This window comes from Pleionea litopenaei (genome assembly GCF_031198435.1).
GTDB lineage: Bacteria > Pseudomonadota > Gammaproteobacteria > Enterobacterales > Kangiellaceae > Pleionea > Pleionea litopenaei.
Map to the genome: position 1 here is coordinate 2,098,970 of NZ_CP133548.1, position 16,210 is coordinate 2,115,179.

Sequence of the window (16,210 nt, forward strand, 5' to 3'; positions counted from 1 at the left end):
TGATGCACAATAGGGTTTTAACTCATCCACATTAATGTCTAAACATAATCACCGGGCGACTTCCCTGTGTATTTTTTAAACTCTTGACTAAAGTATGAGTGTGATGAAAAACCAACTTCAAAAGAAACAACGGAAGGTTTTTCGCCATTTCTCAACATGACCATGGCCTTTTCAATTCTAAATTGTTTAATCAGCTCGTTTGGGGTAATCCCCATAAGAGCTTTCAATTTACGGCGAAGCTGTCGGTCACTCATAAATAACTGTTGCGCTAACCAATCAACATTTAGCTTATCGTCACTGAATGATTCTGCCAAGAGCGATTTGATTTTTTCAATAAACTGAGAGTCTCTCTCAGAGACGGCTGACGCTTCATCAATGGATGAATCGGTGGATGACTCTATAGTTGAATCACTGACTTGAAGAGCGGGACTAAAAGCGGCTTTCGTATAATAACTTTGAAGTTTGGCTCTTAAATTTAAGAGACTTTTGATTCGTACGATAATTTCGTCATCATCAAACGGCTTAGTTAAATACTCATCTGCAAGTAATTCCCAGCTCTGAATTCGACTATCTTTGTCCACTCGAGCGGTTAACATCAACACCGGTATATGACTGGTGGTTTCTTCTGACTTTAACGTTTTACAAACTTGATGACCACTCAAACCGGGCATCATGACATCACTCACAATAATATCAGGCACCAAATTCTTAGCGATCTTTATCCCTTCTTCGCCATTCGTGGCCGTTACACATTGAAATTGCTCGCCAATAACTTGAGCAATGTAGTATCGCATGCCAGGATCGTCTTCAATAACCAACACAACGGGAGAGTCATCATCAAGTGTTGACGTATCAAACTGAAAGCTTTCGCCGACAACTTGTCGCTCAGGGTTAAGGTCTTCCCCTAAAGAGAATACCTCACTTTTAGAATGATGCTGTTCATCAGGCGATCTTTGTAAATTTGACGCTTCCGATAAGTTTGACCAAGTCTGCTTTTGCTTATTCTCGATCACACATGGTATCGATAGACTGAATTTTGTCCCTTCACCCAGTTTACTCTGTAGCTTAACAGTCCCGCCATGAGCGTTAACAATTTCTTGTACGACCGATAGCCCTACACCACTCCCTTGAGCAATTAAACTTCCATTTTCAGCTCGCTTAAACTTTTCGAAGACACGATTCAAAATTTCTTTCGGCATTCCAATACCAGTGTCTGATACTTGAATGTTTAACACGTCTCCAGACGCCGTAATACTTAGATCGATACTACCGCCTTCTCGATTGTACTTGATCGCATTAGACAATAGATTTGATATGATTTTTTCTATCGAATCGTGCAAAACATTGACACATATTCCAGTTTCAACATGTGAGCGGAACACTAATCCTGCAGATTGCGCCGCATACTCATAAGCATAAACAATATCTTCTACGATGCCATCGAGTAAATAAAACTGTTTAGGCAAAGCTTTATTGACCTTTAGCTTTTCAATTTCAAGAAGCTCGTCGACTAATTTCAATAAGCGTTCTGCATTGGTTTGAATTAGCTTTAAAGACGTTTTTTGCTCTTCACTAACGTGCGTTAAAAGCCTTTTAACCGGGCCAAGAATCAAAGTTAACGGTGTTCGAAACTCATGCGAAATATTAATAAACTCATTGTTCTTTTGTTGCAATAGCTTCTCGACAATCGACTTTTGTACCGCGAGCTCTTTTGTGCGAAGCCTCACGGCCACTTCAAGATCTGCCGCTCGCTTAAGTAACGATCTTGAACGATAGCGGAATATAACGAGAGGCGTAACAACAATTAGTAGAATGTAAGCGATCTTTGCCCAGAAACTCAGCCACCAAGGAGGCGCAACATTTAAAGTAATCGAAGTCACTTTATTACTCCACTGTCCTGAAGCGTCTGTTGCATTGATAATTAACTGAAAACTGCCCGAAGGCAAATTGGAAAAACTCGCGGTTCGAGAGCCCCTGGGTGTTTCTAGCCACTGCTCATGATAGCCACTTAATTTATATCGATAGCGAGTGTTATTTCCAGATAGATAATTTAAAGCAGAGAATTCAAAACCAACGAATTTATCTAAATAACTTAGTTCAATGTTGTTTGACAACCCAATCGACAGGCCTTGAGTATATCGAGAAACCTCTTGGGTGTTGACAATGCTGTTATCAATAAAAAATTCCGTTATGACTGGAGAGTAAGATAATAGCGCTCGCTCTTCTGGCTTACTCGTTATTACATTAAATCCATTCAATCCTGCAAAGTAGATTTTATTCTTGAGCAAATTAACCGTACTGGTTGTCGAAAACTCATTGGCTTGAAGCCCTTGCTCTACGGAATAGTTAGTGATCAATTGAGAGTTTAAGCTTAAATTAAAGACACCTTGATTAGTGCTCGCCCAAATGTTCTGCAAATAATCCTGTTCGATGGCATATACGGTGTTATTTGGCAGGCCTTGTTGTTGCGTATAATGTTGTACATTATCTTGATTGTAATCATACAAACCATCTCCGCCAGTACCAATCAATAAGTGACTCGAGTCAGTGTAATAAAATCGATAAATCGGCGAAGTAATTTCCAAAAGTGCCTTTGGTATTTTTTCTAAATCGACTTTACCTGTGTGTGTATTAAGCCGAGTTAGTCCATGCTGAGTACCTATCCAGAGATACGGACTGTTCGGTTGTTTTAGTAAATTGAAAATCTGAGGTATACGTTCACTTCCGGCTATCATCAACTTACTGAAATGCGTAAATTTATGTGAACGCATATCAAACTTTGCCAAACCACCCTGCGTTCCTAACCATAAGCTTTCCCCTTCTTTTTCAATCGAGAATACATCCAGGTTGAGCAAGCCATCCTCTGGTAAATTCGCATTAGCAAATAGATTAAACTTAACTCCGTCAAAATGAAGCAAGCCTAAACCAGCCGTGCCAAACCACCATTCATGGTCACTTCCTTGTTGCATACTGACAATAGATTTCAAAGCTTGATTGACCAATGGCAGAGTATGCCGATCAAAGACTTCACAGTGTTGAGTCTTTAAGTTGATTTTGTGAAGTCCCTTGCCCCAAACCGCAACCCATAAGTTATCATTCGCATCTCTTGTTAATGAATAGATAGCATTACCCGATAGGCACTCAGGTAAGTTATTGTCGGCGATATAATGCTCGACCATTTGTTCATTAAATTGAGTAAACGAAGCACCCGCACGATCGGTTCCCACCCACAAGATACCTTGAGCATCCACGTAGGAAAAATTCACCGTACTATCAGGCAAATGGTACTGAGAATTCTTCAAAAATCCAGTTTTCGATATTTGTCGGCTCGGAAAGTCTAGCTCGATTAATCCATCAAAGGTCGAAAGTAGAACTTGATTTTTTTCGGTTACGGTTATCGATCGCACTCGTTCGTCTTTTACTTGTGGGTATAAAGCTTCGGAAAAAACTCGCTCACTCTCGTTGCGTTTGACGTTGTGCGAATAAAGTCCTTCGTAAGTAGCGATCAATATATTTGACCGATACAACGCAATACTTTCAACAGGATGACGATCTTTTTCTTTATCTCCCGCGGCCCAACCAGAGACCAACTGAAAATTCTCTTCAGAGTCATCTAATACCCATAACCCTGTTCGAGACGCTAGCCAAATCGTATGTTCATTTCCTACTATCACCTGATTAATATGAACGATACCCGACTCATCATTAACAGGAAATTCAGAAAGCGTCTTAGTTTCTTGATTCAGCAGAAGTACTTTGCCAACATTAGTCGCAAACCATAGGTTTCCACGTCCATCTTCAGTTACCGATGTCACATGCTGACGGTTTTGATGGTCTTCTAGCGTTTCAATGTAGGTAAAACTATCTGTTTTAGCGGAGTAAGTTAGCGGTCCAGCACTAGAGATAGCGATAAGTTCACCGCTGCTTGTCGTCAGCAAATCTTTGATCAAATTGCCAACAGCACCATCACTTTGCGGCTGCTGAAGATAAGTTCGAACCTGATGGCCATCAAAGCGGTTTAAACCATCTTTCGTTCCCAGCCAAATAAAACCCTGCGAGTCTTGAGAAATATCAGTCACAGAAACTTGCGACAACTGGGTGTGTAAATGGCGAAAATGCATGACCGGCTCTAGACCACTGACCAATGGCCAGTAGCTAACTAGAAGCAATAGAATTAATCGAGTGATCAGCCGCAAAAGATTCGATTCTTAAGGTTGACTGCCATTACCAGCCTGACACGTCGTTGAGCCTGCGGGGCAACCTCCTGTCGGTGGCGGACAATTTATTTTACACCCGTCGGAATAAATAACCTCTGCAACTGCCCTAGCAAATATTCCTCCATAAGCTTGATTATCCGAATCTACAGCACGACAGGTCTCTCCATAACCAGTCGCTAAACACAAGTGATTGGCGTTAACTAAATTTAAAAGGTTGAGCTGGTTGCCACTCTCATCCAAGTAGGCATTGTCATCCTTTATATAAAATACTTGCCACGTACGAGACTCGTCTAAGTTCGTATCCGCAATCATCACAACAAAGTAATCATCGTTAGACTCCAACTCTACCGCTAAAGGTGTGTTAACAAAATGAAACGGGTTGATATAACTAAGGCCTAGTCGAGCTTCAATCAATGTACTTGCTTGTTCGTAAAAGCTACCATTGCCCGACCAATCAACGTTGGTTTTTCCTAGATAAAGTTTGTTCCATGTTCCCGTAATCGACTCCGTAAAACCCAGGTAAGGATCAAACACATACATGTCTTCAAATTTTTGATTATTGTTTAAAAACATCGAATAGGCTTCTTCCGTATATAGGCTATTCGGACGCACCACAGCGGACATTACCGTTTCGGTACCTCTCTGTCTCCCCCGTGGTCCATTAATCACTCGCGACTGCCAACTAACACGTACCGTTTTAACACGATTGATGACCGAGTTTACCAAGACGTAATTTTTATGAATTCCGCTGATTGGAATATCTTCAGAATAGGGGTAGTTATTTTCAAAATGTAGCCGCGCCTTGTTAATAAAGTCACCATCATTACTGCAACCGCTGCACTGCATATAATAAGTATCATCAAGGTAAACATCGGCTTGCAAACAGGCTACCCAAGCCAATAGAAGTAAAATTAAAATCTTTTTCATAGCATCCCTCTGCAAAAACTTTCCATAGCAATTAATTCTTCAATCGCGATTTAAGCGCAAATATAACACTTTGAAATAGTGACTTCATGATCAACTGTTCAGTCTGTGAAATAGTTACATTCGAAGGGAAGTTTCTGAGGGCTAAGCTTTCACAAAACCCTCAGAAGGGGCGTCACGATCCATCGCGACAAAAACAACCTAAGTGGAAGTTGATTCGGTCGATGCTGGATGTCCTTACCTAAAAATTAAATGCGTTCCTTCGTTAAATGATTGCGCATCAACCGTCGAGATGCAGTCTAGTGTGTTTCGTCAAATAACCCTATCAATTGCCGGCCAAGCGTTATCAATAAACGGACAATAAAAATTAAAGCTAAATATATCAACATGTTAGAAACAACCAAAAGTCGTCTGTGAACCAAAACACATTGTTAACCGATCGCTTTCTTGCCGTTTCTTCGTTGATCACTGACAAACCATCTGTTTATTTTTTGTACGAACAATAATACATAAATCTCTATTCCTTATATTTAGTTCACCTTCTTTATTTTCCATATTGCCTAACACTAACGCCGACGTTAATCTGCCGCCGCTAATAATTTAATTTGGATAAAGAGTTAGCGTTCATCATGATTAATTTTAATTTAAGGAGAAAACACCATGACACTTCGCGCCTTTATAAGCGGGATTTTTCTGTGCTCTATAAGCTTTTTTAACCCAGCATTTGCTGACATAGTTGCAAATGGTTCTGAGCAACAAGTGAACCAGAACAGTTCAGGAAACCAATATTTTCCCAAATCATCGGCGGATGCCAATGGCAACTATATCGTCAGCTATAATGAGTCGCTTGGCGGCTTAAACAACGCTTACATCAATTTGTATAACAGCAGCGGAACCCTACTGACTCAAATGACCTTTAACGGTGGCAGCTCTTCATTTGGCGTCAATGATGTCGCTATGAATCAGTATGGCCAATTTGCAGCCGTTTTCACCGACGCTGATAACGCCTATGTGCAACTTTTCAATGCGGATACAAGCCCTCGATTTGGCCAGTTTATTCGACTCAACAGTGACCAAAACTTACGCTACTTTGGTGACAGCATTGCAATTAATGACAGCGGTGATGTCACCGTGACTTGGCGTGGACAGAACCGAACACAATACAAAATTGATTTGTTCGCCCGCCAACTGCAATTTGCTGGCTACTGGGTAAGCCCTCAATTGAAACTTAGTAACGAGCCTTCCACAGGAATCATTTATCAGCTATCGGACGTCGCGATGCAAAATAACGGTGATTTTGTATTGGCTTGGAGTGGTTTAGCGAGCAATAAAATGCGCGTATACAAAAAAGACTTTTATCGTGGGGGTGCGGTAAAGCGAAGCTCTCGAAAAGTCTATGACACGACCAGTGTTCATGTTCAAGGCAGCGTTGAAGTCGCCATGAACCAAGCTAACGGTGATTATTATTTAACCTGGTCACAACTCAATACAGGTTACGGAGCAGGTAACTATTGGCGCGTTTTTACTCGCAAATATCGCGCAAGTGGCTCATCAACCGGTGGACTTATTCAAGTGAATCAGGCGACCTCTATGTGGCAACCTAACTTCAACTCATTGTTTGATGATAATGGCTTGCTAGTCACATGGAGTAGCTACTTAACCAGTGATTACGACATCTATGCTCGCGCATTTAATCTTGATGGCAGTGAACAGTCTTCGACCATTCAGTTAAATAACTACACCAATCGCAATCAAGACTTTCCACAAGTCATTCGACTCAATGGCAACAACATAGTCGTTTCTTGGGTCAGTTATGAACAAGATGGTGATAGCAACGGTATTTTCAGTCGTGCCTTTATTGATTAGTAACGATCTTCCTATAGTAACGATCAAGTAAATGCACGACGACCAACCTAGTGACTGACGAAAAAATACGATTGGAATATTTTTCGAAGGTGACAGCAAGGCGAGTTTAACTCGCCTTTTTTATTTATCTGGCTTTTTTTTTAACTGGCTTTTTTGTTTATCTCGACCTAGAGCCTCTCTAACTCTTCCGTGGTTGTGATGAACTTATCCTGTTCACTGACAGTCGGTACCCGACAAACATCCCTACGCCCAAAAATCGCGTAGCGACGCTTGGCAACCCACGAGTAGATAGCATCTCGCAAGAAACGTGGAATAATGTTAAGTACTCCCATCAAAAACCACAGTCCAGATAAGTCTTTGCAGATTTCAAGCGCAGCGTTGGTTCGGTAAAAAGCTTCACCATTTTTAATTAAAAGGAAAGTATCGACTCCAACATTAGCAGCGTCATAACTTTGGATAATGGCCTGCCCAACCTCACTTTGCATCGACGCAAATTTAAATCGATTATGATGATCACGTTTGATAATAAAGTTAACGGAACCATTACAAAGATTACATAGGCCGTCAAAGACAATGATCTGGGTTACTGTTTTTGAGTTTTCTTCTTTCAAAATCAATCGATTCACGTTCGGTGCAGTACATTTAAAAAAAGCGCGGTCAATAACCAACGCTTTTTAATCATACTCTTGAGTTCACCAACAACCGCTAAAGAATTTGGCCACTGAGTGACTAGCCAATAGTTACCTTGGCAATTTTCTTTTTACCGGCTTGGATTAAATAACTGCCCGCGCTCAACATTAATGATGGTTCGACTACCTGCCAATCGACTTTAACGCGACCGTTTTTCAGCATATCTTTCGCCTGCGCTGAATTATTAGCTAAGTCAGCTTGGTTAATCACTCTTCCAATCGGCAGTTGAGCGGCACCTTCAAGATCGATTGTAACCTCTGGGCAGTCTGCTGGTACTTCGCCTTCTTTTATTATGTTCCCAGCACCTTTATGTGCATTTGCTGCCGCTTCTTCACCATGAAAACGTTCGACGATCTCTTTTGCGAGTTCAATTTTAACATCGCGAGGATTAGCTCCTTGCTCAACATTTTTCTTCAAGGTTTCTATCTCACCAAGCGGCCGGAAAGATAACAACTCAAAGTAGCGCCACATTAGACTATCTGGAATCGAAACCAACTTTTGATACATTTCTCCCGGTGCATCAGTGATCCCAATATAGTTACCCAGTGATTTGGACATTTTCTGAACGCCATCGAGCCCTTCAAGCAACGGCATGGTAATGACGACTTGAGGTTTCTGACCATAATCTTTTTGTAACTCACGACCCATCAATAGGTTAAATTTTTGGTCCGTACCGCCAAGCTCAATATCACATTCGAGAGCGACCGAGTCATAACCTTGAACCAATGGGTACATAAACTCATGAATCGCGATAGACTGATTGGCTGAATAACGCTTTTTAAAATCATCACGTTCTAGCATGCGAGCAACCGTCTGGTGAGAAGCCAGCTTGAGCATTCCTGCAGCGCCCAACTTCTCACACCACTCGGAGTTAAACGCGACTCGGGTTTTTTCTGGATCCAAAATTTTGAAAATTTGTTCTTTGTAGGTTTTAGCATTGTCAGCAATTTGCTCGGGTGTTAGCGGCGGTCGGGTCGCGCTTTTTCCTGTTGGATCACCTATCATGCCGGTGAAATCGCCGATCAAAAAGACAACTTCGTGACCGAGCAACTGAAACTGGCGCATTTTGTTAATTAAAACGGTATGCCCCAAGTGCAAATCCGGCGCCGTCGGATCAAAACCCGCTTTAATACGTAGCGTTTTGCCCGATTCCACCAAAGCATTCAGTTCTTCTTCAACGAGAACTTCGTCAGCCCCGCGCTTAATCTCTTCAAGAGCGTTAATACTTGCGCTCATTGTGCTCTCCTAACTAGCTTTCTCGCCAACCTACTTACCTTCTTTCGCTGTCATGTTCGCCAATCATCAAAATTTTTACGAATGATTTTGCAATCTTTCCTGACAATTCAGGTCTAGACTCCACATAGCGAGATAATTTAGGTTAAACTGTTATCTAAAATGGTTAATTGACTTCACGACGTTACTTGGCAGCTCATTGATGACAAATTAAACACGATTGTCAATAATTAACAATGATCGCCTCGAACAAACATTGCCCAATTAATTCTGGTGCGACATTTTAGCCGGAAGTCAGTAAAAGTTGTATGCCCTTTGGGACAGTATTTATAAAAATATATGATTAAGCAGGACTATAAAGCCAAATCTTCTAGAGCCAGTCGGGCTGGAATATCGATTCTTCATCGAATAAGACTCCGATGGGGCGAAATCACCGCGGTTTCGGTGGGTGTATTTTTGCTAGCGTTAGCACTCTCGTCAGGTGATGAAGACGTCGTGCCGCCGGTCAAACCTATTCAAGGCGAAATCAACCTGAATACGCCTGAACCATCAGAAACCGTCGTTAGCTCAGAGCCCTCCAGTAAACAAGCTCGCTATGAATTACCACTGCAATGGCAAGAGCCGAAAGGCGATGTGGAAGCACTCAGCCCGAGTGACGAAACCACCCCTGAAACCTTATCAAAACAACGCTCTGTCGATATTAAATCTGGCGATACTCTATCCGCTATTTTTCAATCGCAAGGGTTTAGTGCGCGAGATGTATACCGGGTAACCCAAGATCCCTTGGCAGAGAAAACCTTGCGCAGCATTCGGCCAGGAAAAACTCTCTTATTTGAAACCGATCATCAGCAACAATTGATCGGCCTTTACTACGAAATCGCCGTTAATGAAACGCTTCAAATAAAGAAGCAAGGAGAGAACTTTGTCGCTGAAATCAAAAAGCGACCAATCGAGATTCGCCAAGCCTTTGCTTCTGGCGTCATCAATGACTCATTATTTGCTGCAGGTAAAGATGCCGGATTAAGTGACAGTCTGATCGTTAAACTAGCGAATATTTTTGGATGGGACATCGACTTTGTATTAGATGTGCGAAAAAACGACAGCTTTGCCATGATTTACGAAACCAAATTCCTTGATGGTGAGTATATTGGTGAAGGTGAAATCGTCGCCGCGCAGTTCATTAATCAAGGTGAGGTCTTTCAAGCCGTTCGCTACGTCGATAGCCAAGGCAATGATAATTTCTTTACCCCAGAAGGTAAAAGCATGCGTAAAGCATTTTTGCGCGCCCCGGTTAACTTTCTTTACATCAGCTCTAATTTTAAACCTCGTCGTTTCCACCCCATTTTAAAGCGCTGGAAGGCACACCGAGGTATTGACTATCGAGCCCCAACCGGCACGCCTATTTTAGCAGCGGGTGACGGTAAGGTCATTGCTTCATCGAGCAATAAATACAATGGTAAATACGTTTTTATTCAGCACGGCAATAACATCGTCACTAAATACCTTCATATGTCACGGCGCGCGGTTAGTAATGGTAAGCGCGTTAAGCAAGGACAAGTGATAGGGTATGTCGGTGCGACCGGATTAGCGGAAGCCCCGCATCTGCATTACGAGTTTCTAGTGGGCGGTGTCCATCGGAATCCACGGACCGTCAAGCTACCCGAGGCCTTGCCTGTAGCTAAATCGGAACGTGAACGGTTTAAACAACAAACCCAGTCGCTCTTAGCAAGTTTAGAGTCGTATCAAAAATTTCAAACCACTGCGGTGGGTCAATAAACGGGACATAAGCATGCAGGATATTTATATAGGGTTGATTTCTGGAACATCTGCCGATGGAATCGACGCTATCGTTCTCGCCTTTGAAGATGACAAAACAACGGCTTTAGCAGCCAATACTTTCGAGTATCCCGATACGGTCCGAGAAGAAATACTACACTTGTCACAGCCGGCAGCCGATCACGCAGCCCAGAGGATCGATCGACTTGGGCATTTAGACAATCAGATCGGCCAACTTTTTGCCGCCGCTGCAACGGCTATCTGTCAGCACGCCGACATAGACATCGCTCAAGTCTCCGGCATTGGAAGTCATGGGCAAACTTTACGACACCGCCCACAAGGGCTCAACCGCTTCTCATTACAAGTCGGAGACCCTAACATTATCGCATTGAATACTGGTCGCCCTGTCGTCGCCGACTTTCGCCGCATGGACATGGCAGCAAAAGGACAAGGAGCGCCGCTGGTTCCTTTATTTCATCAATGGCTAATGCCCTCCGATAAAGACAACCAAGTCATCTTAAATCTCGGTGGAATAGCTAACATCACTTGGTTACCCAAAAACCGAGGAGCCGTTCAAGGATTCGATACAGGTCCTGCATCCGCTTTAATGGATTACTGGATACAACATCACCAAGAACAAAAGTTTGATGAAAACGGTCAATGGGCTCAAAGCGGTAAAGTGCATGAAGAACTGTTAAAGCACATGCTCGCCGACCCTTACTTTAAGATGGGAGCCCCGAAAAGTACTGGGCGTGAATATTTTGATGCCAAATGGCTACAACAAAAGCTTAAAGGCGCAGATCCGGTAAGCGCGGTGGACGTTCAAGCCAGTTTGTGTGAGTTAACGGCCATAACCATTGTTGAAGGCATTTCACGACTCCCTGGCAGCTGTGACAACTTATTAGTGTGCGGAGGAGGCTTTCACAATGAGTATTTGATGGCGCGTATTAAACATCATTTGCCCAAACAAACCAAAATCGGTGGCTTGAGTCACCAAGGCATCGACAGCGACTTTATTGAAGCTGCGACCTTTGCTTGGCTAGCTAGACAACGTATCAAAGGCGAAAGACTTGACTATACGAGCGTGACTGGTGCCGACCGACCTTTACTCTTAGGCGGTATTTACCAAGCTTAAAACGTTTAACTCTCAAATAATGAAGGTGTAACGGACCCTTAAATCGAGAAGGAAGCACCGCATCCACAGGTTGCGGTTGCATTGGGGTTATTCACAACAAATCGTGCACCCTCAAGACCATCAATGTAGTCTACGGTCGACCCGGCCAAATACTGAATAGATAAAGGATCGACCAAGAGTACCATACCGTCTTTTTCTATTTGGGTGTCTTCATCCGACAGGTAATCATCGAATTTAAATCCATATTGAAACCCAGAACAGCCACCACCGGTCACATACACCCTAAGTCGCAATGACTGATTATCTTCATCTTCAAGCAACTCTTTGACTTTTGAGCTGGCTGCAGAGGTAACCTCTAGCAAAGCAGGAATAGCCTCACTTACGTCAGCATTACTTGTGTTTATGGAATCAGTTGGTTCAGACATCGAATCACTCAATTTTAAGATAGTCTTATTTCAAGACAGTGCGGTTTCAAGATAGTACCTTTTCAAAACAGTACCTTTTTAAAACAGTACCTTTTCAAAACAATATCATTTTAATAAAAATATTACGGATATTCCGAAGAGAGACGTACCCAGATCTACTCGGTACGTCGATTCACCCATTATCTCAAGCTTTATTGGTGCCCTTCAAGCCCTTTTCAAGCCTTGAAACCAATGATTCTAAGAAACACTCGATGGTGTTTTTACCGCTTCACTTGCATCGCTGGCCTCAGAAGAGGTTGCTGACCGCTCTGAAGGCTTGGCTTTCGTCGTCGAAGCCGCTTTGTCTCGTGGTTTATCATGGTTGAGTAGCTTTTGTTCACGATGCACCAGCTTACCGTTAACTTCGGCACCCATCGACATTTCAATCAGCTTGTAATAAACATCGCCTTCAACATGCGCAGAGCTTTCTAGCTCGACATGCTCACTGGCGTATACGTCGCCTTTAACACGGCCAAGAATAACCACATGCGGAACATCCACTTGCCCTTCGACAACGCCGTGCTTACCAATGGTTAACAACGACATTTCACTTTCGTCGGCAGCAATATCTCCAACCACATGACCATCGATGTACAACACGCCTTTAAACTGGATATTTCCAGTAATTTTCGTATCACGGGTAATTAAAGTATCTGCTGCCCCAGCTTTTGCTCGAACCTTGCTGTTATTTTTCTTACTTTTGCCAAACATAGCGTCGTTTACCTTTTAAAAGTAGCCTCGAAAATGGCGCCACTGTAACACTGATTAACACCGACTCTCATGGAGCTACATCACACTTCATACGTAATTTAAATTGTCCAATCAAATTCGCGCGTAACTTCTTGCGCGTTGCGGCCTGAGGTTTTAGCTAATACCACCACTTTGCGCGGTGTGAAACCATTTGGCAAGGAGAACTCACCAGAAAGATTCTGAAAATACTTAAACGTAAAGCGTAAGTCACTGTCCGATAGCTCACTTAGCTCGGTAATATCATACGTTTTAGCTTCACCATTTAACGTGCCCGATACGGTTATTTTGGTGTCGCCTTTCAGAAAAATGGTGTGAGTCTTTACTTGCGTCAAAGCCAGCTGAAAAGAGACTTTATCGGTAGTTTGAAGCGGCTTTAACGTGAGAGAAGCAATTTGCAATCCTTTCAAATCTAGCTCTGGTGCCATAATACCGCGATAAAAAGACAGCTCCGTCTCTAGTTCATCGATGGTTTGTTGTAAGCGACTGATGGTATCCATAATTTCTTCGCTCGCTTGCGCGTCGACTTGTGCTGCACTTTGCAGAACAATATTCGTTTGCTCTAACTCCCCTATTCGCTCTTCGTACTCTTCGACTTGCCGTAACAACACGCTGCGCTCTTCTTCAAGTTCAAGCCTAGCTTGTCGACTGTCAGCACGACCGATAAAAAATACCGCGATCACCACCGCCAAGAAAACCAGCGCCCACAAAATATACCAAGTAGCACCACGCCGTTTGGTTACGATCAGTTCAGAGGTCATAATCTAGATACATCTTTCCATTACTTTTCCCGTCTAAGATCCGGGAATAACATATTAAACTTCTGTCGATTTGCGAAATTCTACTCTACAAATCAATGCGTTACCTACTATAATGAATCGCAGAAGCATTCCTCAAGTAAAACTTGTGATTGCCACAAAATAATACCAAAAGGGCATTGGCTAACGCATGTCATTCATTGACTCTTTAAGACTTCGGCTCGGTTCTGTAGATTCACTGCTATTGCTAGCGCTGGTGGGACTTGCCAGTGGTATTTTGGCAGGCGCATCGAATATTTTATTTCGATTATTTACCGAGAGTGGCATCGTCTTGTGGCATCCTAAAACCGAGGCCGGAGACTTTGAAGGGTTACCCTGGGAGCTTCGTCTTGGTATGCCAATCATCGGTGGTCTGTTAGTCGGCGTTTTCTTACAAAAATTATCCAAGCATCGTCGTTCCGTGGGCGTGGGTCACGTTCTCGAGCGTATGGCTTTTCACCAAGGCTACCTGTCGCTAAAAAATGCCTTTGTGCAGTTCTTTGTTGGTGGCTTGTCACTGGCGTCTGGTATGTCGGTTGGTCGTGAAGGCCCAGGCGTACATTTAGGCGCCGCAAGTGCCAGTTGGCTTGGCCAAAAACTAAAATTACCCAATAACAGCATTCGAACATTGGTGGGTTGTGGCTCTGCCGCGGCAATCAGTGCCAGCTTCAACACACCCTTAGCGGGCGTTATTTTCGCGATGGAAGTAATCATGATGGAGTACACCATCAGCAGCTTCATCCCGATCATACTGGCATCGGTTATGGGTGCCGTTCTCTCGCGCATGGTCTTCGGTCATGCTGTCGCCTTTGATGTTCCTTCACTTGAGCTCACATCATTGTGGGAAATGCCCTACTTTTTGCTCATGGGTGTGATCATTGGTTGCTTCGCATCGTTGTTCATTGCTTCAACCACTGCCGTTACGCGTAAGACTTTCCATTGGCCAGTCTGGATAAAATGCAGTTTATCGGGCGTTGCGGTTGGCCTTATTGCCATTGGAATACCCCAAGTCATGGGCATCGGTTACGACTCGGTGAATGCTAGTTTGCACGGTGAGTATGGGCTAATGCTGCTGGTCTTGTGTTTGGTTGCGAAGTTTTTTGCGACGGTTGCCTGTTCTGGCATGTCGATGCCTGGAGGGGTCATTGGACCATCGTTTTTTATGGGGGCGATGGCCGGAGCAATCATTGGCTTTATTGGTAACTTATTTTTTCCAGAGCATGCCTCTTCCTATCCGTTTTACGCCATGGTCGGCATGGCCACCATGATGAGTGCGGTACTGCAAGCTCCGCTGGCAGCGCTCATGGCTTTACTCGAATTAACCTCGAACCCTGGCATTATCTTACCAGGGATGTTCTCGGTGGTTGTCGCCAACCTCATGGTCTCACAAGTGTTCAAGCAACAGTCGATCTTTCATAGCTTAATGAAAGCGAAAGGTATGGAGTTTAAATTTAACCCGCTTACCCAGTTCTTGCGTCGAGTAGCCGTCGCCGGGGCAATGGACCGATCCGTCGCTGTGCATGACCGCAATATTCGATTGTTAGATGTCGCGCAAATATTAGAAAACCAACCTCGCTGGATTCTAATTCGAGAAGATAATGTTCCCGTGTACTTAATGTCGGGTAATGATCTTGCTCGTTTTATGGTGGAGCTCGAAAGCCGAGAAGAGCCGATGCCCGATAGCCTCGATCTCCTCAAAATACCGGCGGAACGGCAAAACGTTTCAGCCGTCTATTTACAAGCAACACTCGAAGAAGTTCTCGACAGCCTTGAGCGCGATAATACCGACGCGGCTTATGTGTTTCGAACAACGGCTCCGCTCACCGAAAAAATCTACGGTGTCGTAACACGCAAACGATTAGAGTCTTATTACACTTACAAACCTATAAAAAAATCGAGCTAAACATGTATTTTTGGGCAAAAGCGCTCCACATAATTTTTATGGTCTGCTGGTTTGCAGGGCTGTTTTATCTACCTCGAATTTTCGTCAATATTCAATTAACTGAGTCCGATGAGGTGAAGCGGCATTTGAATGTGATGGCACGAAAACTGTACCGCTTTACCACGCCATTTATGATCCTAACGATCATCTTCGGCGGGTGGATGACCTATCTCAATTGGGATTACCTTGCTACAGCGGGCTGGTTTCACGCCAAAATGACGTTAGTATTGCTGCTGATTGGATACCACTTCAGCTGCGGCTTTTACCGCCAGCAGCTAGCCGCAGGCACTTGCAATAAGTCTCATGTGTTTTTTCGGTTCTATAACGAGGCTCCAGTACTGGTGCTTTTTGCAGCGGTCATACTGGCCGTTGTTAAACCGTTTTAACAGCAGCAGACATTGCTAAGAAAACAGCTTAAA

The 16,210-nt window shown here is 43.4% G+C and carries 12 protein-coding genes; 5 read left to right on the forward strand and 7 right to left on the reverse strand.

Features of this window, described 5'->3' with window-relative positions; genetic code table 11:
• Positions 1–38: 38 nt before the first annotated feature.
• Positions 39–4,196, reverse strand: coding sequence for a hybrid sensor histidine kinase/response regulator transcription factor (locus Q9312_RS09480; RefSeq protein WP_309204368.1), 4,158 nt, complete (start codon positions 4,194–4,196; stop codon positions 39–41).
• Between the two features lie 12 nt (positions 4,197–4,208).
• Positions 4,209–5,144 (reverse strand): hypothetical protein, encoded by a 936-nt coding sequence (locus Q9312_RS09485; RefSeq protein ID WP_309204369.1) that lies wholly within the window; start codon positions 5,142–5,144, stop codon positions 4,209–4,211.
• 657 nt (positions 5,145–5,801) lie between these two features.
• Between Q9312_RS09485 and Q9312_RS09490 the strand changes: the two genes are divergently transcribed.
• Positions 5,802–7,007 carry an NHL repeat-containing protein gene (locus Q9312_RS09490; RefSeq protein ID WP_309204371.1) on the forward strand — a complete coding sequence of 402 codons (1,206 nt, stop codon included), beginning with the start codon at positions 5,802–5,804 and terminating at the stop codon, positions 7,005–7,007.
• A gap of 167 nt (positions 7,008–7,174) precedes the next feature.
• Here Q9312_RS09490 and Q9312_RS09495 read toward each other — a convergent pair whose 3' ends face one another.
• Together Q9312_RS09495 and tyrS are read right to left on the reverse strand one after the other, a co-directional pair.
• Positions 7,175–7,618, reverse strand: a complete 444-nt coding sequence (locus tag Q9312_RS09495) for a thiol-disulfide oxidoreductase DCC family protein (protein WP_309204372.1) — start codon at positions 7,616–7,618, stop codon at positions 7,175–7,177.
• 118 nt (positions 7,619–7,736) lie between these two features.
• Positions 7,737–8,933, reverse strand: coding sequence for a tyrosine--tRNA ligase (tyrS, locus tag Q9312_RS09500; RefSeq protein WP_309204374.1), 1,197 nt, complete (start codon positions 8,931–8,933; stop codon positions 7,737–7,739).
• A 336-nt stretch (positions 8,934–9,269) separates the two neighbouring features.
• Here tyrS and Q9312_RS09505 point away from each other — a divergent pair, with 336 nt between their 5' ends.
• Both Q9312_RS09505 and Q9312_RS09510 read left to right on the forward strand, forming a co-directional pair.
• On the forward strand, positions 9,270–10,706 hold the full coding sequence (locus Q9312_RS09505; RefSeq protein ID WP_309204376.1) for a peptidoglycan DD-metalloendopeptidase family protein: 1,437 nt from the start codon (positions 9,270–9,272) through the stop codon (positions 10,704–10,706).
• A 13-nt stretch (positions 10,707–10,719) separates the two neighbouring features.
• Positions 10,720–11,841 (forward strand): anhydro-N-acetylmuramic acid kinase, encoded by a 1,122-nt coding sequence (locus Q9312_RS09510; protein WP_309204377.1) that lies wholly within the window; start codon positions 10,720–10,722, stop codon positions 11,839–11,841.
• A gap of 38 nt (positions 11,842–11,879) precedes the next feature.
• Here Q9312_RS09510 and erpA read toward each other — a convergent pair whose 3' ends face one another.
• From erpA to Q9312_RS09525, 3 genes are all read right to left on the reverse strand, one after another.
• The gene (gene erpA / locus Q9312_RS09515; RefSeq protein WP_309204379.1) at positions 11,880–12,266 is read right to left on the reverse strand and encodes an iron-sulfur cluster insertion protein ErpA; all 387 of its coding nucleotides are present in this window, start codon (positions 12,264–12,266) and stop codon (positions 11,880–11,882) included.
• A gap of 237 nt (positions 12,267–12,503) precedes the next feature.
• Positions 12,504–13,016 carry a bactofilin family protein gene (locus Q9312_RS09520; RefSeq protein WP_309204380.1) on the reverse strand — a complete coding sequence of 171 codons (513 nt, stop codon included), beginning with the start codon at positions 13,014–13,016 and terminating at the stop codon, positions 12,504–12,506.
• Positions 13,017–13,114: 98 nt separating this feature from the next.
• The gene (locus Q9312_RS09525; RefSeq protein ID WP_309204381.1) at positions 13,115–13,813 is read right to left on the reverse strand and encodes a DUF6776 family protein; all 699 of its coding nucleotides are present in this window, start codon (positions 13,811–13,813) and stop codon (positions 13,115–13,117) included.
• Between the two features lie 187 nt (positions 13,814–14,000).
• Between Q9312_RS09525 and Q9312_RS09530 the strand changes: the two genes are divergently transcribed.
• Entirely contained in the window at positions 14,001–15,752 is a 1,752-nt protein-coding gene (locus Q9312_RS09530) for a chloride channel protein (RefSeq protein ID WP_309204382.1), read from the forward strand.
• A gap of 2 nt (positions 15,753–15,754) precedes the next feature.
• The gene (locus Q9312_RS09535) at positions 15,755–16,177 is read left to right on the forward strand and encodes a CopD family protein (protein WP_309204384.1); all 423 of its coding nucleotides are present in this window, start codon (positions 15,755–15,757) and stop codon (positions 16,175–16,177) included.
• Positions 16,178–16,210: the final 33 nt, after the last annotated feature.